Below are 16,265 nucleotides of genomic sequence, written 5' to 3'. Positions count from 1 at the left end.
TCGTTCGTGTCCTGGGTCACCAGCTTGGGTCACGAGCCCGGGTCACGTGCCCCGCGGCTCCTCCCCCCAACCGCCCCGCGCACGAGTTGCCGCGCCCCCCGACCCGGCGAAGCATGGGGAGGTGAGCGACTCATACGAGACCGGAAGCGGCCGGGGCACCCCCGGCTACCTGCGCTTTCCCCATATCGGCGGCGACCGCGTCTGCTTCGTCGCCGAGGACGATCTGTGGCTGGCCCCGCTCGACGGCTCCGACCGCGCCTGGCGCCTCACCGTCGACCGTACGAAGGCCGCCACCCCGCGCTTCTCGCCCGACGGCCGCCACATCGCGTACACGAGCTGGCGCAGCATCGTCCCGGAGATCCATCTGGCGCCGGTGGACGGCGGCGGGCCCGCGCGCCGCCTCACCCATTGGGGCAGCCCCGACACCGAGGTCTGCGGCTGGACGCCGCCGGACGCCGACGACGAGGGCCGCTCCGACATCCTGGCCGTCGCCTCGCACGGCGAGCCCTTCTCCTACTACACCTGGGCGTACAAGGTCCGGCCCGACGGCGACCCCGGCCGCAAACTGCCCTGGGGGCCCGTCTCCGCCCTCCAGGTCGCCGAGATCGACGGTGAGCGCCGCACGCTGCTGCTCACCGGCACGCCCCCGCACGAACCGGCCTCGTGGAAGCGCTACCGCGGCGGCGCCACGGGCCGACTCTGGCTGCACGGCGAGCGGCTGCTGCCCGACCTCGACGGGCATCTGCACTCCCCCATGTTCGTCGGCGGCCGCATCGCGTTCCTCTCCGACCACGAGGGCGTCGGCAACCTCTACTCCTGCGCGTACGACGGCTCCGACCTGCGCCGCCACACCGACCACGACGCCTTCTACGCCCGGCACGCGGCGAGCGACGGCAGCCGGGTGGTGTACCAGTGCGCGGGCGACCTGTGGATCGTCGACGACCTCGCCCCCGACGCGGCACCCCGCAGGCTCGACATCCGTCTCGGCGGATCTCTCACCGGGCGGCGGCCGTACCAGGTGCCGGCCGCGCAGCACGTCGACGGCCTGTCCGTCGACGAGACGGGCAGGGCCAGTGCCGTCGTCGTCCGCGGCAGCCTGTACTGGCTGACCCACCGCGACGGGCCCGCCCGGACCATCACCGACACCCCCGGTGTCCGCGTCCGGCTGCCCGAGATGCTCGGCTCCGGCGGCCAGGTCGCGTATGTGACGGACGCCGACGGGGAGGACGCGATCGAGATCGCCTACCTCCCCCGGGCCACCGGCGAACGCGAGCCCCGCCGTCTCGCGTCCGGCGCGGTGGGCCGGGTCCTGGAGATGGTCGCGGACCCGGCGGGCGAGCGCCTCGCCCTCGCCGCGCACGACGGCCGGCTGCTGCTGCTCGACGCCACGGAGGAGTCCAACGGCGAGGTCACCGAGATCATCACCTCGATCAACGGGCCCGTCCGCGACCTCGCGTTCTCACCCGACGGCAGCTGGCTGGCCTGGTCCCATCCGGGCATCGGCCGCAGCCTGCGCCAGATCAAGATGGCCCGTCTGAAGGACCGGCTGATCGTCGACGTCACGGGCGGCCGCTTCGAGGACGAGAACCCGGTGTTCACCGGCGACGGCCGCTATCTGGCCTTCCTGTCCTGGCGCGGCTTCGACCCGGTCTACGACGTCCACACCGGCGACCTGTCCTTCCCCCTCGGCTGCCGCCCCTATCTGGTCCCGCTCTCCTCCGCCACGCCCTCCCCGTTCGCCCTCAACCCCGACGGCCGCCCGGTCGCCGGGGGCATGGACCCCGACGAGGACGAGGACGCCGCCGGCACGGTCACCGTGGAGGTCGAGGGCCTGGAGAACCGGGTCACGCCCTTCCCCGTCACCGCCTCCAAGTACTCGGCGCTGTGCCCGGTGAACGGCGGCGGTCTGGTCTGGCTGCGCTGGCCGATCTCCGGCGCCCTCGGTGAGACCTTCGCCAACCCCGACGACATGACCGGGCGCCCGACCCTGGAGTACTTCAACATCAGCAAGGCGAAGAAGTCCGAACTCGTCTCCCACCTCGACTGGTTCGCGATCAGCGGCGACGGCACCCGTCTCGTGGTCGTCGACGAGGGCGACCTGAGGGCCGTGCCCTCCACCGAGTCCGGCGACAGCGACAGCACCGTCTGGATCGACCTGCGGCGCATCATGCACGAGGTCGACCCGGCCGCCGAGTGGCGCCAGTCCTACGCCGAGGCGGGCCGGCTGATCCGCGCCCACTTCTGGGACCCGGGCATGAGCGGCATCGACTGGGACGGGGTCCTCGACCAGTACCGGCCCCTCGTCGAACGGGTCGCCTCCCCGGACGAGTTCGCCGACCTCCTGCGCGAGGTCCTCGGCGAACTGGGCACCTCCCACGCCTATGTGTCCGCCGCCCGCCGCAACGAGGGCCCGCCCCACTACCAGCGCCGCCAGGGACTCCTCGGCGCCAACTTCGTGCGCCGGGACGACGGCTGGCAGGTCCGCCGGGTCCTGCCCGGCGACTCCTCGGACTCCAAGGCCCGCTCCCCGCTCGCCGGTACGGGCATCCGCGAGGGCGCCGTCCTGACCCATGTCGACGGCCGCCCGGTCGACCCGACCACGGGCCCGTACCCCCTGCTGGCGGGCGCGGGCGGTACGACGGTGGAGCTGACGTTCACCCCGGCGGAGGGCCAGGGCCGGGCGCGCCGGGTGGCCGTGGTCCCCCTCCTCGACGAGCGCCCCCTGCGCTACCAGGACTGGGTCGCCAAACGCCGCACGGTCGTCCACGAACTCAGCGGCGGACACTGCGGCTACCTCCACATCCCCGACATGGGCGGCTCCGGCTGGGCCCAGTTCAACCGCGACCTGCGCATGGAGGTCTCCCGTCCGGCCCTGATCGTGGACGTGCGCGGCAACGCGGGCGGCCACATCAGCGAACTGGTGGTGGAGAAGCTCACCCGCAGGATCCTCGGCTGGGACCTCACCCGGGGCGCTCAGCCGGTGTCGTACACCTCCAACGCGCCGCGCGGGCCGGTGGTGGCGCTGGCCGACGAGGCGACCTCGTCCGACGGCGACATGATCACGGCGGCCTTCAAGCTCCTCGGACTCGGCCCGGTGGTGGGCCTGCGCACCTGGGGCGGCGTCGTCGGCATGACCGGCCGCCACCAGCTCGGCGACGGCACCGTCATCACGGTCCCCATGAACGCCGCCTGGTTCGACGCGTACGGCTGGTCCATCGAGAACCGGGGCGTCCTGCCCGACGTCGAGGTCGAGCGCACCCCGCTCGACTGGGCGGAGGGCCGCAACTCCCAGCTCGACGCCGCGGTCACCCTCGCCCTGGACCTGCTCAAGACCCACCCCGCCGCGAACCCCCCGGACTACGCCAACGTGCCGGACAGGTCCCGCCCGAAACTGCCGCCCAGGAAAGGCGGCTGAGAAGCTCCGCTGCCACCGAGGCGCAGCGGCTCAGAAGCTGCCGCCGGGGACGGGCGGCCGACACGAGAACGGGGCGCCCTCGGTGAAGAGGGCGCCCCGCCCGGGATCTCAGCGGACGCTCGACTCAGATGTCGTAGTCCTGCTGGAACCGGTCCTCGGCGTCACGCAGGTCGCGGCCGCGCTCGCGCTCGCCCTGCGGCTGCCGGCCGCGCTGCCCAGGCTGCTGCTGAGCCCGCTCACGCTCCTGACGCGCACGCTCCTCGGGGGACATCCGCTCCGACTCCTGCGGAGGCCGCCCGGCCTTCTGCCGCGCCTGGTGCTTGAGCTGCTCGGTCTTCTCCTGGAACTGGTCCTTCATGCCCATGTGGTTTCACTCCCAATGTGGGTGAGGGGATCGGGCCTCGACCAGACAAACACGGGCCGACATTCAACGCATTTCGATCACTCACTCACGGTCACCGATCACCCGGCGCTCCCGTTCGTCGGCGGCACCGCCCGCCCCCACGAGCCCGGTCGGCACGCCCCGCAGCCGCCCCTCGAACCGCCGCACCTCACGCGGCCCGAAAGCCCCGATGAGGCCCGGCAGATACCCCCGGACGCCCTGCATGCCCCGCAGCCACCACTGCCCGTAGACATGCCCGGACCGCCGTTCGATCCCGGCCACGATCCGGTCCACGGCCGGGCCCAGCGGATACGTCTTGCCGGCCGGCCACGGCAGCCGCTCCCGCAACTCCCGCATGGCGTGCTCCTGATCGGCCCCGCGGACCATGTCCGTGTCGGTCCACGACAGATACGCGACCCCGACGCCGACGCCCTTGTGCCCGACCTCGGCCCGCAGACTGTGCGCGTACGCCTCGACGCCCGCCTTGGACGCGCAGTACGCCGTCATCATCGGCGCCGGGGTGATCGCGGCGAGGGAGGCGATCTGCAACAGATACCCCCGGCTCTCCACGAGCGCGGGCAGGAACACCCGCCCGGTCACGGCCGATCCGACGAGGTTGACCTCGATGACCCGCCGCCAGGCGTCCGGGTCGGAGTCGACGAAGGGACCGCCGTTGGCGACGCCCGCGTTGGCGACGACGATGTCCACCCGGCCGAAGCGCTCCTTCACCTCGGCGGCGACCCGCGCCATCGCCTCGTGGTCGGTGACATCGGCGTGCCAGAACTCGCTCTCGCCGTAGAGGCGTTCACCGACCGCCTTCAGCTCGTCCGGCTCCAGCCCGACGAGCGCGACCTTCGCCCCGCGCACCGAGAGCTTGCGGGCGAGGAGTTCCCCCACGCCCCGCGCGGCCCCGGTGACCACCGCGACCCGCCCCTCCAGGACGTTCCCCCTGCTGCCGCCCCTGCTCATGCGCCCGCCTCCTCCAACTCGTCCCGCTCGGTCCGTGGTCCGTACGCCGTCACCAGGGCGCGTATCCGGGCGGTGACCGCCTCCGGTGCCTCCACCGGCGACATGTGCCCGACACCGGTCAGCTCGGTCACCCCCACGCAGTCCGGCAGCGCGGCGGCCAGCGTCCGCGCGTGCACCGGCGGGGTCATCCGGTCCGCCGTGCCCACGAGGACGGCGGCCGGCACCGTCAACGCCCGTACCCCGTGGTCGAGGTCGAGCGTGTCGAGGACCCGCGACCAGGCGTGCCGCACCCGTGCCGGGCACGCGTGCACGATCCGCGCGCACGCCTCGACCATCGCCGGCGACGAACCGGGGCCCATGGTGGCGTACTTCAGGATCCGCCGGGCGACCGGTGTGACCGGCCCGAGCGGCGCCCGCGACCCGAGGACCTTGGCGGTGAGCCAGGTGCGCGTCCGTCCGGGGCGGCCGGGCACGACGAGCGCCTCGGACACCAGCTTCGAACTGCCGGTGCTGCACAGCAGCACCGCCGCCGCGTGCTCCCGCACACCGGCCCGTGCCGCGGCCGCCATCAGCGTCATCCCGCCCATCGAGTGCCCGACGAGCACGGCCTTCTCACCGGGCGCGAGCGTCGCCGCGAGCACCGCCTCCAGATCGTCCGCGAGGGCGTCCGTGCTGCACAGGGCGGACGCGGGGCTGCGGCCGTGACCGCGCTGGTCGTAGGCGATCACCCGGTGGTCGACGGCGAGGTCCCGGATCTGCGCCGCCCAGAACGCGGTCGAGCAGGTCCAGCCGTGCACGAGCACCACCGCGGGCGCGTCGTCCGGCCCGTGGGTCTCCACGTGCAGCCGCGCGCCGTCGGCGGACACGGCCGTCAACTCCCGTACGGCGACGGGCGGGGCGTAGGGCCCGTGCTTCACATGGGTCAGTCGGGTCACGCTCCGGCCTCCACCTTCGTCGCCTCGGTCGCGGTCGTCCCCCGGGTCGTGCCCGCACCGGGCGGCGGCACCCGCAGCACCTCGTACTCGGCGAGATCCACCCGCCGGGTGGCGCCCCGGAACTCGGTGGTCGTGCCGGGCCAGATGGTGGTGTTGCGGCCGTGCGCGTCGAGGTACCAGCTGGTGCAGCCGCCGGTGTTCCAGACGGTCCGTTCCATACGCTTCTGGACGCGCCGGTTCCAGGCGTCCACGGCGTCGGCCCGGGCGTCCAGGGCGACCCGGCCGCCGAGCACGTCCAACTGCCGCAGGAAGTCCGCCATGTAGTTCAGCTGGGACTCGATCATCAGGATCATGCTGGAGTTCCCGAGGCCCGTGTTGGGCCCGATGATCGTCATCCAGTTCGGGAACCCGGCGGCCGACGCCCCGCGCAGCGCCCGCATCCCGCCGTCGGCCCAGGACTCGGCGAGGGTCCGGCCCTCGGCGCCCACGACCCGGTCGGCGATGGGCATGTCGGTGACGTGGAACCCGGTGCCGAAGACGATCGCGTCGGCCTCGGCGGTGGTCCCGTCGGCGGCGACGAGCGTGGAGCCCTCGACACGGGCGAGCCCGGAGGCGACCACGTCGACGTTCGGCCGGGTGAGCGCCGGATAGTAGGTGTTCGACAGCAGGATCCGCTTGCAGCCGATGCGGTAGTCGGGCGTGAGCCGGGCACGCAGGGCGGGGTCCTTGATCGCCCGCGCCATGTTCCGCCGGGCCATCCGCTCCACCAGGCCCAGCTGTTCGGGCCGCTTGGTGAAGGCCTGCACCTGGAGCTCCCGGATGCCCCACAGCAGCCCGCGCCGGGCCTGCGTGGTGAAGGGCAGCTGCCGGTGCAGCCACCGCTCGGCCCGGCTGATGTCACGGTCGACGCGGGGCAGCACCCACGGCGGCGTCCGCTGGAACAGGGTCAGCCGGCCGACCTCGGGCTGGATCGCGGGCACGATCTGGATCGCCGAGGCACCCGTGCCGACCATCGCGACCCGCTTGCCGCCGAGGTCGTAGTCATGGTTCCAGCGCGCGGAGTGGAACACCTCGCCGGGAAACGAGTCGATGCCGGGCACCTCAGGGACCTTGGGGTCGGAGAGCGGCCCGGTGGCGGAGACCACGACATCCGCGGAGAACCGCCCGCCACTGGTCTCGATCTCCCAGCGCAGCCCCTCACCGTCCCAGCTCATCCGCTTGACCTCGCAGTGCAGCCGGATGTGCGGCCGCAACCGGAAGACATCGGCGACATGCTCCAGATAGGCCCGGATGTGCTGCTGCCCGGAGAAGGTGCGCGGCCAGTCCGGGTTGGGCGCGAAGGAGAACGAGTACAGGTGCGACGGCACGTCGCAGGCGCACCCCGGGTAGTCGTTGTCCCGCCAGGTGCCGCCGACCGAGCCGCCCCGCTCCAGCACGACGAAGTCGGTGATCCCTTCCCGCCGCAGGCGTACGGCGGCGCCCAGCCCGCCGAACCCGGCCCCGATCACCGCCACCCGGACGTGCGGGTACGAGGACCCGCCCCCGTCCGTCTGCCCCTGCCCCTGCCCCTGCTCGGCCATCCGGTACCTCCACGCCTCATCGCGTGCGCACACCGCGTCCGCACCCTGCGTCCGCACCCCACGTCCACGCCAGTAATCGCTGGCGCAATGGCGAGAGTAGGGCAGGACCGTACCGATGGGTAGGGGTCGGGCGCTGCCGAGTTACCGCCGGTACAACATAGGCTGCCCACGTGGCAGCAGACGGCGAGCGACGCGAGTACCGCATGGAGGAGCTGGCCAGGAAGGCCGGCATCACCGTACGCACCCTGCGCTTCTACCGGGAACGCAGACTGATCCCGCCGCCCCGCCGCGAGGGCCGCATCGCCTGGTACGACGACACGCACCTGGCCCGGCTGCGCACGATCTCGGCCCTGCTGGAGCGCGGCCACACCCTGAACGGCATCGCGGAACTCGCCGAGGCCTTCGACCAGGGCCGCGACGTGGGCGAACTGCTGGGCCTCGGCGCGCCCACCGAGGAGACCCCGGTCCGCCTCACCCCCGAGGCCCTCGCCGACCACTTCGGCGACCAGGCGACCCCCGAGAACCTCTCCGCCGCCCTCGACCTCGGCTACCTCGCCACCGACGGCGGCGAGATCGTCCACCTCAGCCGCCGCCTCCTCGACGTCTCCGCAGCCCTGGTCCGCGAGGGCATCCCCCTGGCCGACGTCCTCGCCACCGGCCGCCAGGTCCGCACCCACGCCGAGGCCCTGGCCACCCTCTTCACCGACCTCATCCTCAACCACCCCGACCACACCCCCGAGGACCTCGAACGCCTCCGCCCCCTGGCGAAGAGCGTGGCGGAGGCAGAACTGTCGATGGCTTTGGACCGCCGCCTGCGCCAGGCCGGCCGTGAGGACGAGCAGCCGTAGCCGGGGCCGACCACGCGGCGGCCCGGAGCGAGTGCGGCCGGAGTGGGCCGCGATCCGGAGCGAGTGCGGCCGGAGCCGACGGTCAAGCCCTCCCAGGCCGGTCAGAGGTCGTAGACGACGGTCACCGGGGCATGGTCCGACCAGCGCTCCGCGTGCGTGGCGGCCCGCTCCACGAGCCCCTTGACCGCCTTGCCTGCGAGCCGGGCGGTGGCCGCGTGGTAGTCAATGCGCCATCCGCTGTCGTTGTCGAAAGCCCTCCCCCGATACGACCACCAGGTGTACGGTCCCTCGACGTCGGGGTGCAGGGCGCGCACGACGTCCACGTAGCCGCCGTCGGTCTCGTCGAAGACGCGGCTGAGCCAGGCGCGCTCCTCCGGGAGGAACCCGGAGTTCTTGACGTTGCCGCGCCAGTTCTTGAGGTCGGCCTCCCGGTGGGCGATGTTCCAGTCGCCGCACACGACGACCTCACGCCCGTCGGCGGCGGCCCGCTCGCGCAGCTCCTTCAGATAGGGGAGGAACTCCCCCATGAACCGCACCTTCTCGTCCTGCCGTTCGGTCCCGACCTCACCGGAGGGCAGATAGAGGCTGGCCACGGTGACGCCGGGCAGGTCGGCCTCGACATAGCGTCCGGTGCCGTCGAACTCGGCCGACCCGAACCCCACCCGCACCCGGTCGGGTTCACGCCGGGTGTACAGCGACACCCCCGCGCGCCCCTTGGCGGCGGCCGGCGCGTGCACGACGTACCACCCGTCGGGCTCCCGCACCGTCTCGGGCAGCTGCCCGGGCTCGGCCCGCACCTCCTGGAGGCACAGCACGTCCGCGGAGGTCTCGCCGAGCCACTCCACGAAGCCCTTCTTCGCGGCGGCCCGAAGCCCGTTCACATTCACAGAGGTCACAGTGAGCACCGCTGCACGATACCCGTACATTGGACTGTGTCCAGATTCCGACGAGCCCGCTCACCGTTCCCCGACCATGCATAGTTGTACGATCCACGACATGATTATCCGCCCCGTACGCTTCGACCACCCCGACGCCGTCAAGCTGAACGACGAGGTCCAGGCCGAGTACGCCGTCCGCTACGGCGACGGCGGGGACGCCACCCATGTCGACCCCGCGCACTTCATGCCACCGGTCGGGCTGTATCTGATCGCCTACGACGGCCAGGACAGACCGGTCGCGACGGGCGGCTGGCGCTCTCAGGACGCGAGCGACGAGGGCTACCTGGACGGGGACGCGGAGATCAAGCGCATGTATGTCACCCCGGCCGCCCGCGGCCTGGGCCTGGCCCGCCGCATCCTGACCCGGCTGGAGACCGACGCCCGCGCGGCCGGCCGTACGCGCATGGTCCTCGAAACGGGCACGAAGCAGCCCGAGGCCGTCGCCCTCTACGCCTCCAGCGGCTACGAGCCCTGCGCCAAGTTCGGCTACTACCGCTTCCACGAACTGAGCCTCTGCTTCGCGAAGCCGCTCTGACCGGACGCGACCAGCGAGGCAGCCAGGCAGCGGGGGTCAGGCAGCGGGGCAGCGGGGGTCAGTCGGGGCAGGTCAGCCCGGCGGCGTGAAAATCCCCGTGCCGCCGTCGCCTCCGCCCCCTACCGTGAGCCCCGTGAAAGACAACCGCCGCCTGCGCCGCATGGTCGTGGGTGACACCACCTGGCTGTGGACGGTCCGCCAACGCTCCCACCGCGCCTACGGCCACTGCCGGCTGAAGCTCACGCTCTACCCGGAGGGTCCCGGGCGCCGCCGTCTGGTCCTGGTCTTCGCGCCGGCCGAGAACCGGGTCGTCTCCAGCTGCTACTTCGCGGCCGGCGACCTGGTCCGCCTCCCGGACCACACCTGGCTCAACCTCTATGAACCCGCCACGGTCCGCCGCCTCCTGGACGCCGCGTCCCCCGCCCTGGACCGCTCCCCGTCCGCCCACACGATCGAACTGGACGGCTGGCCCTACTTCGACACGATCACCGCCCCGACGTCCGCCGCTCCCACGACTACCGCCTGACAACACGTCAGAGCCCCCAGTGGTGATACCACTGGGGGCTCTGAGCTGCGTGGACCTGAGGGGATTTGAACCCCTGGCCCCCTCGATGCGAACGAGGTGCGCTACCGGACTGCGCCACAGGCCCTTGCAACGAGTGAAACTCTAGCATCCCCATCCGGCTGCTTGGAAATCCGTTCCGGGTGGGCCGCCGATCCGCTTCCGACCGGCTCGTGGCTGGTCAGGGAGCGCGCGGACCAGGGGGCCGGGAGTCACTCGTTGGCCGCCCGGGGGCGGTCGCCGTCCTCGTACTGGTCGAAGAGCGGTGTGCGGCCCCGCTCGCGGGAGCGGCGCGCGGACGCGGCGCGGCGGGCGTCGGAGCGGCCGCCGCCGGGGGTGTCCGCGGCCTCGGACGGCTCGGCACCGGCAGGGTCCTCCTCGGCGGAGGACTCCGACTCCGCCTCCCGCGCTCCGGCGTGCGGGTCGGCCGCGCTGGAGCGCGCGGAGCTCCACGCGTCCGGTGCGCCGAGATCGACCCCGGAGGTGGCCCGGGGGGCGACCGGCGCAGTGACGTAGGTGGGGAGCGGGACGGGGACGGGGTCCCAGCTCTCGCCCTGGCCGGGCTTGCGCTGGCGCTCGCGCTGCTGGTCGATCCACTCGGCGTGGTCGGTCTGCTCGACGAGGGCCCGGCGGTCGGCCGCGAGGGCGTTCAGGTCGGGCCTGGTCTCCTCGTTCTCTGGCCCGTCCTCCGGCTCGTCGGCGTCCACCGCTTCGGTCACCGGCCGCCGCCTGGGCTGTCGCTCCCGCAGTTGCTGCGCCGCCACCTCGGCCCGCCTGCGGTCCATGACGTACGCGAACCGCTTGCGCTCCTGGCGGCGCAGATGCGCGATGTACCCGCTCAGCAGCACTGCGGGGACGGCGGGCGCCCACAGGAAGGCGAGTCCGCCGACCGCGGCGACCACCGCGCCGAGTGTGAAGGCGAGGAAGAGCATCACGGTCGTACGCCGTCGGCGCGCGAGCACCTTCGTGCGCCGGGCCCGTGCCAGTGCCTCCGCGGAGGCCGCCTTGCGCGCGGCCGCCTTCCTCTTGCCCGACGGCGAGGAGGGAGAGGAAGAGGAAGAGGGTGACGAAGAGGGCGAGGCGGCTGCCGCGGACTTCGCGCGGCCGGCGCCCTGCATCCCAGCCCCGCCCTGCATCCCGGCTCCGCCCTGCGCCCCGGCCGAGGCAGGCGCGGCCATCGGCTTGCCGCCGGCCTGCTGGGGCATCGGCTTGCCCTGCGGGCCGGCCTTGCCCTGCGGCGCCGGTTTCCCGGGCTGCTGCTGCGCCTGCTTCGGGTGCTGCGGTGACTCACCCCGCTCCACGGGGAGTTGGGCCTTCGTGTGCGCCCGGTGCGGGGGCATGGCGAAGGCCCGGACGTCCACCGAGTCGGTGACGGCGTCCGGATCGGCGTCGGGCTCCCCCTCGTCGGTGGAGCGCGCCCGCAGGTCCTTGGCGTATCGGCGCTCCATGCCCGCCCGTCCGGAAAGCAGCCGGATGGCGGTGCTGAAGCGTTCCGTCGGACGGGCTTCGTTCAGCTCGTCCTGCCTACGGAGCCACATCGGCACCAAGTAGGCGGCCCAGGCCCCGACGATGACTGCGTAGATGAGGCCGCTGCTGCTCACGCTCACACCGTAGAGGGGTTTGCGTGGGGCCATCTGCCAATTGGGCCGGTGTGTCGCACGATCTGGCTGATATTTCGAGCTTTTTTTGTGATCGATCCGATCAGCTGGCCACCGAGAGCGGCAATTTCACGCATCGAGAGCGAATCGAGTACGCACCGAGAACGCTTCGACTCGTTCAACCCGATCGCAGGTCGATCAGCTTTATTCGAACGTGCATTTCATTTATTGAGTCGGTCCCGGCTTGCCCGCGTCGGATCCGGCGTTGCGCCCGTGCCGTGCCCGTTCGCGCTGCCAACGGCTGAGCAGCCCCTCGGGGACCTCTTCCGCGGTGAGGGCGAAGACCAGATGATCACGCCAGGCACCATCGATGTGAAGATATCGTGGACGAAGACCTTCGTCTCGGAATCCGAGTTTCTCCACGACCCGTCGGCTCGGCCGGTTCTCGGGGCGAATGCAGACCTCGATGCGGTGCAGTCCGACGGTTCTGAAGCAGTGGTCGACGACGAGCGCCACCGACGTCGGCATGACCCCGCGCCCGGCCACCGACTCGTCGATCCAGTAGCCGACGTGCCCGGAGCACATCGAGCCCCAGGTGATCCCCGCGACCGTCAACTGCCCGACGAGCCGCCCCTGGTACTCGATGACGAACGGCAGCATCCGGCCCGCGTTCGCCTCCGCCCGCAGATGGCGGACCATCTGACGGTACGTCGGCCGGTGCGCGATGGGCCCGCTCGGTGTGGGCGGCGGGATGGTCGCCTCCCAGGGGCGCAGCCAGTCCCGGTTGCGCCGGTTGACCTCGCGCCAGGCCCGCTGGTCGCGCATCCTTATGGGCCGGAGGACCACATCGCCGTCCACCAGCACTACGGGCCAGGATGGGCTGTTCAGCTCGCACCCCCATGGGGTCCGGAGGATCGCTCGTGGTCCTCGGCGGCGAGGGAGGCCGCGGGGGAGACGGGGGAGGCGGGGGCGCCCCCGCCTTCGGCCGGCCTCGGGTGGTCCCCACCGCGGATCTGGTCGACGGCGTGGGTCAGCAGCGGTTCCAGGACGGCCAGACCGTCCCGTACGCCGCCGGTGGAGCCCGGCAGGTTGACGATCAGGGTGCGGCCGGCGACTCCGGCGAGGCCCCGGGAGAGTGCCGCCGTGGGCACCTTGTCCCGGCCGTACGCCCGGATCGCCTCGGGAATGCCGGGCACCTCGTGGTCGAGGACCGCGCGGGTCGCCTCGGGGGTGCGGTCGGTGGGCGAGACGCCCGTACCACCGGTCGTCACGATCACGTCGTACCCGGCGTCCACGCCCGCGCGCAGCGCCGCCTCCACGGGGTCGCCGTCGGGCACCACCTGCGGTCCCTCCACGGCGAACCCGAACCGCGCCAGCCCCTCGGCGATCAGCGGCCCGCCCTTGTCCTCGTAGACCCCGGCGGAGGCCCGGTTGGAGGCGGTCACGACGAGCGCGCGGTACGCGGTGCCGGCGCCCTCGGCGGAGGAGGGTGGGGCGTCCGGTGCCGACGGGTGTGCGGCGCCCCGGGCCTGATCGTGCGCGGCCGACCCGTGGGGGGCGGGGTCCGGCGCCGGGTGCGGGGTGTCGCTCATGACCGGCTCCAGTCGCCCGACTTGCCGCCCGTCTTCTCCTCGACGCGCACGTCCGTGATGACCGCGGCCTTGTCGACGGCCTTGACCATGTCGATCACGGTGAGCGCGGCGACGGAGACGGCGGTGAGGGCCTCCATCTCGACGCCGGTGCGGTCCGTGGTCTTGACGGTGGCCAGGATCTCGACGGCGTCGTCCGCGACGGACAGATCGAGCTTGACGCCCGACACCGACAGCGGATGGCAGAGCGGGATGAGATCGGGGGTGCGCTTGGCGCCCATGATCCCGGCGATGCGCGCGGTGGCGAGGGCGTCGCCCTTGGGGACGCCCTCGCCGCGCAGCAGTTCGACCACCTGCGGGGAGACCAGGACCCGGCCGCTGGCGCGGGCGGTACGCGCGGTCACGTCCTTCCCTGAGACGTCGACCATGCGCGCGGCGCCCGCCTCGTCGATGTGGGTCAGTCGGTCCTGCGGCGTACTCATGGTGGTGTGGCGCTCCCGGTCGGGGCCCGTCGCGGTGCGGCGCGCGTCCTGTTGTGCGCGACACGGTACGCCACCCTCGGCGGTTCGGCCGAGCAGGACCGCTGCGGCCGCGGATCGCCTCCGCGGGGCCTCAGCCCAGCAGGACGACCTCGACCTCCGTGCCCGGTTCGACCGACTCGGTGTCCTCGGGGACCACGATCAGCGCGTCGGCCTGCGCCAGGGCCGCGACCAGGTGCGATCCGGCGCCCCCGACGGGCGTGACCTGTCCGTCGGCGTAGGTCCCGCGCAGGAACTGGCGGCGCCCGGCGGGCGAGGTCAGCGCCTTGGGTGCCCGGAGGGTCGCCGTGGTCGTCGGACGGTGGACGTCCTCCAGGCCCATCAGGGTGCGGATGGCGGGCCGGACGAACAGTTCGAAGGAGACGTACGACGACACCGGGTTGCCCGGAAGGGCGAGCAGCGGGATGTGGTCGGGGCCGATGGTGCCGAAGCCCTGGGGCTTGCCGGGCTGCATGGCGAGCTTGCGGAACTCGATGCCGGCGCCCTCCTCGTCCTCGTCGGCGACGGACTCCAGGGCTTCCTTGACGACGTCGTACGCCCCGACGCTGACGCCGCCGGTGGTGACCACGAGGTCGGCGCGGACGAGTTGGTCGTCGATGGTGGAGCGGAGGGTCTCGGCGTCGTCGGCGACGGCGCCCACGCGGTAGGCGATGGCGCCGGCGTCGCGGGCGGCGGCGGTGAGGGCGAAGCTGTTGGAGTCGTAGATCTGGCCGGTGCCCAACTGCTCGCCCGGCGGGATCAGTTCGCTGCCGGTGGAGAGCACCACCACGCGCGGGCGCGGGCGTACGCGTACCGAGGCCCGGCCGATGGCGGCGAGCAGCCCGAGCTGCGGCGGGCCGAGGACGGTGCCCGCGGCGAGGGCGCGCTCCCCGGCCTTCACGTCGCTGCCCTTCGCGCGTACGTGCGCGCGTGCCTCGGCGCCGCGGTGCACGGCGACCTGGCCGGTGGCGTCGTCGGGGCTCGCGCTGCGGGCCCGCATCCCGGAGACGGGGCCCTCGCCGAGGCCGCCGTCGGTCCACTCCACGGGGACGACGGTCTCTGCGCCGGGCGGCAGGGGGGCGCCGGTCATGATGCGGGCGGCCTCGCCGGGTCCCACGTGGGGCTGCTCGGCCGCGCCCGCCGCCACGTCCCCGACGACCGTGAGCACGGCCGGGAACTCCTCGCTCGCGCCCGCGACGTCCGCGACCCGCACCGCGTACCCGTCCATGGAGCTGTTGTCGAACGGCGGCAGCGACACCGGCACCGTGACGTCCTCGACCAGGACGCAGCCCTGGGCGTCGAGGAGCTGCAGCTCGATGGGTTCCAGGGGGCGGACGGTGGCGAGGACGTCCTCCAGGTGCTCGGTCACCGACCACAGGTGGTCCCGGTCGGTGGCGCGGGTCGCGGCGCTGCTCAAAGTGGCTACATCTCCTCGGCTACGAAACTGCGGAGCCAGGTCCGGAAGTCCGGGCCCAGGTCTTCACGTTCGCACGCGAGCCTGACAATGGCACGCAGATAGTCGCCACGGTCCCCGGTGTCATAGCGGCGGCCCTTGAAGACCACGCCGTGCACGGGGCCGCCGACCTTCTCGTCCGCGGCGAGCTGCTGGAGGGCGTCGGTGAGCTGGATCTCGCCGCCGCGGCCCGGCTCCGTCTTGCGCAGGACGTCGAAGATCTGCGGGGCGAGGACATAGCGTCCGATGATCGCGTAGTTGGACGGGGCGTCGGCCGGGTCGGGCTTCTCGACCAGGCCCGTCACCTTGACGACGTCGCCGTGCTCGGTGCTCTCGACGGCGGCGCATCCGTAGAGGTGGATCTGCTCGGGGGCGACCTCCATGAGCGCGATGACGCTGCCGCCGTGCTGTTCCTGGATCTCGACCATGCGCTGGAGGAGCGGGTCGCGGGGGTCGATCAGGTCGTCGCCGAGGAGGACCGCGAAGGGCTCGTTGCCCACGTGGGGGGCGGCGCACAGGACGGCGTGACCGAGGCCCTTGGGGTCGCCCTGGCGGACGTAGTGGATGGTCGCGAGGTCGCTGGACTCCTGGACCTTGGCGAGCTTGCTGCCGTCGCCCTTCTTCTCCAGGGCCGACTCGAGCTCGTGGTTGCGGTCGAAGTGGTCCTCTAGGGGACGCTTGTTGCGTCCGGTGATCATCAGGAGGTCGTCGAGCCCTGCCGCCGCGGCCTCCTCGACCACGTACTGGATCGCGGGCTTGTCCACGACCGGCAGCATCTCCTTGGGAGTGGCTTTGGTGGCCGGGAGAAAGCGAGTACCGAGACCCGCGGCGGGAATGACAGCCTTACTGATCCTGGGGTTCGCCTCAGTCATGTCCGCAACCATATCCGGTGCCTTTAGGAAGATTCTGTGGCTCCGGTTAATTCGCTCTCATATGAGCAGAT

15 protein-coding genes and 1 tRNA gene are annotated in these 16,265 nt (G+C 72.5%); 4 read left to right on the top strand and 12 right to left on the bottom strand.

Translation table 11 applies throughout. From position 1 onward, the window contains the following. The first annotated feature begins 121 nt into the window (after positions 1–121). Positions 122–3,415 carry a S41 family peptidase gene (locus SMA5143A_RS22895; RefSeq protein ID WP_107464734.1) on the top strand — a complete coding sequence of 1,098 codons (3,294 nt, stop codon included), beginning with the start codon at positions 122–124 and terminating at the stop codon, positions 3,413–3,415. 124 nt (positions 3,416–3,539) lie between these two features. On the opposite strand, the gene SMA5143A_RS22890 is transcribed toward SMA5143A_RS22895, so the two are convergent. From SMA5143A_RS22890 to SMA5143A_RS22875, 4 genes are all read right to left on the bottom strand, one after another. Next, a complete protein-coding gene (locus SMA5143A_RS22890; RefSeq protein ID WP_107464733.1) occupies positions 3,540–3,779 on the bottom strand; it encodes a hypothetical protein in 240 nt (79 codons plus the stop codon). Between the two features lie 81 nt (positions 3,780–3,860). Beyond that, positions 3,861–4,766, bottom strand: coding sequence for an SDR family oxidoreductase (locus tag SMA5143A_RS22885; RefSeq protein WP_107464732.1), 906 nt, complete (start codon positions 4,764–4,766; stop codon positions 3,861–3,863). Then, complete coding sequence (locus tag SMA5143A_RS22880; protein WP_107464731.1) at positions 4,763–5,701, bottom strand: alpha/beta fold hydrolase; 939 nt, start codon at positions 5,699–5,701, stop codon at positions 4,763–4,765. Before SMA5143A_RS22880 ends, SMA5143A_RS22885 begins: the two co-directional genes overlap by 4 nt. Further along, entirely contained in the window at positions 5,698–7,281 is a 1,584-nt protein-coding gene (locus SMA5143A_RS22875) for a flavin-containing monooxygenase (RefSeq protein WP_107464730.1), read from the bottom strand. Before SMA5143A_RS22875 ends, SMA5143A_RS22880 begins: the two co-directional genes overlap by 4 nt. Positions 7,282–7,484: 203 nt before the next feature. Between SMA5143A_RS22875 and SMA5143A_RS22870 the strand changes: the two genes are divergently transcribed. Next, entirely contained in the window at positions 7,485–8,129 is a 645-nt protein-coding gene (locus SMA5143A_RS22870) for a MerR family transcriptional regulator (RefSeq protein ID WP_107464729.1), read from the top strand. Positions 8,130–8,230: 101 nt separating this feature from the next. On the opposite strand, the gene SMA5143A_RS22865 is transcribed toward SMA5143A_RS22870, so the two are convergent. After that, positions 8,231–9,055, bottom strand: a complete 825-nt coding sequence (locus tag SMA5143A_RS22865) for an exodeoxyribonuclease III (RefSeq protein ID WP_107464728.1) — start codon at positions 9,053–9,055, stop codon at positions 8,231–8,233. Between the two features lie 70 nt (positions 9,056–9,125). On the opposite strand from SMA5143A_RS22865, the gene SMA5143A_RS22860 reads away from it, so the two are divergent. Both SMA5143A_RS22860 and SMA5143A_RS22855 read left to right on the top strand, forming a co-directional pair. After that, the gene (locus SMA5143A_RS22860) at positions 9,126–9,602 is read left to right on the top strand and encodes a GNAT family N-acetyltransferase (RefSeq protein WP_107464727.1); all 477 of its coding nucleotides are present in this window, start codon (positions 9,126–9,128) and stop codon (positions 9,600–9,602) included. A gap of 133 nt (positions 9,603–9,735) precedes the next feature. Continuing rightward, the gene (locus SMA5143A_RS22855) at positions 9,736–10,128 is read left to right on the top strand and encodes a hypothetical protein (protein WP_181361974.1); all 393 of its coding nucleotides are present in this window, start codon (positions 9,736–9,738) and stop codon (positions 10,126–10,128) included. Positions 10,129–10,178: 50 nt separating this feature from the next. Here the strand turns inward: SMA5143A_RS22855 and SMA5143A_RS22850 are convergent. The 7 genes from SMA5143A_RS22850 to galU all read right to left on the bottom strand — a co-directional run bounded on the left by SMA5143A_RS22850 (position 10,179) and on the right by galU (position 16,194). Continuing rightward, a tRNA-Ala gene (locus tag SMA5143A_RS22850) sits at positions 10,179–10,252 on the bottom strand. A gap of 124 nt (positions 10,253–10,376) precedes the next feature. Continuing rightward, complete coding sequence (gene sepX / locus SMA5143A_RS22845) at positions 10,377–11,765, bottom strand: divisome protein SepX/GlpR (protein ID WP_107464909.1); 1,389 nt, start codon at positions 11,763–11,765, stop codon at positions 10,377–10,379. Positions 11,766–11,987: 222 nt separating this feature from the next. Continuing rightward, the gene (locus SMA5143A_RS22840) at positions 11,988–12,626 is read right to left on the bottom strand and encodes a GNAT family N-acetyltransferase (RefSeq protein ID WP_181361973.1); all 639 of its coding nucleotides are present in this window, start codon (positions 12,624–12,626) and stop codon (positions 11,988–11,990) included. 20 nt (positions 12,627–12,646) lie between these two features. Next, on the bottom strand, positions 12,647–13,354 hold the full coding sequence (locus SMA5143A_RS22835; protein WP_308812042.1) for a MogA/MoaB family molybdenum cofactor biosynthesis protein: 708 nt from the start codon (positions 13,352–13,354) through the stop codon (positions 12,647–12,649). Then, complete coding sequence (gene moaC, locus SMA5143A_RS22830; RefSeq protein ID WP_055519988.1) at positions 13,351–13,833, bottom strand: cyclic pyranopterin monophosphate synthase MoaC; 483 nt, start codon at positions 13,831–13,833, stop codon at positions 13,351–13,353. The genes SMA5143A_RS22835 and moaC overlap by 4 nt, the downstream gene beginning before the upstream one ends. A gap of 130 nt (positions 13,834–13,963) precedes the next feature. Next, positions 13,964–15,286 (bottom strand): molybdotransferase-like divisome protein Glp, encoded by a 1,323-nt coding sequence (glp, locus tag SMA5143A_RS22825; protein WP_107464725.1) that lies wholly within the window; start codon positions 15,284–15,286, stop codon positions 13,964–13,966. A 5-nt stretch (positions 15,287–15,291) separates the two neighbouring features. Further along, positions 15,292–16,194, bottom strand: a complete 903-nt coding sequence (gene galU, locus SMA5143A_RS22820; protein WP_107464724.1) for a UTP--glucose-1-phosphate uridylyltransferase GalU — start codon at positions 16,192–16,194, stop codon at positions 15,292–15,294. Positions 16,195–16,265 lie beyond the last annotated feature (71 nt).

The organism is Streptomyces sp. MA5143a, assembly GCF_900290235.1.
In the GTDB taxonomy this organism is placed as follows: Bacteria; Actinomycetota; Actinomycetes; order Streptomycetales; family Streptomycetaceae; genus Streptomyces.
The sequence above is the reverse complement of the archived record's forward strand: the minus strand, read 5'-3'. Positions and strand labels throughout refer to the sequence as shown.

Coding starts and splice junctions, on each gene's coding strand:
- SMA5143A_RS22860 (WP_107464727.1), top strand. CDS start 9,126: ATGATTATCCGCCCCGTACGCTTCGACCACCCCGACGCCGTCAAGCTG.
- SMA5143A_RS22870 (WP_107464729.1), top strand. CDS start 7,485: ATGGAGGAGCTGGCCAGGAAGGCCGGCATCACCGTACGCACCCTGCGC.
- SMA5143A_RS22835 (WP_308812042.1), bottom strand. CDS start 13,354: ATGAGCGACACCCCGCACCCGGCGCCGGACCCCGCCCCCCACGGGTCG.
- SMA5143A_RS22875 (WP_107464730.1), bottom strand. CDS start 7,281: ATGGCCGAGCAGGGGCAGGGGCAGGGGCAGACGGACGGGGGCGGGTCC.
- SMA5143A_RS22885 (WP_107464732.1), bottom strand. CDS start 4,766: ATGAGCAGGGGCGGCAGCAGGGGGAACGTCCTGGAGGGGCGGGTCGCG.
- moaC (WP_055519988.1), bottom strand. CDS start 13,833: ATGAGTACGCCGCAGGACCGACTGACCCACATCGACGAGGCGGGCGCC.
- SMA5143A_RS22890 (WP_107464733.1), bottom strand. CDS start 3,779: ATGGGCATGAAGGACCAGTTCCAGGAGAAGACCGAGCAGCTCAAGCAC.
- SMA5143A_RS22865 (WP_107464728.1), bottom strand. CDS start 9,055: ATGTACGGGTATCGTGCAGCGGTGCTCACTGTGACCTCTGTGAATGTG.
- galU (WP_107464724.1), bottom strand. CDS start 16,194: ATGACTGAGGCGAACCCCAGGATCAGTAAGGCTGTCATTCCCGCCGCG.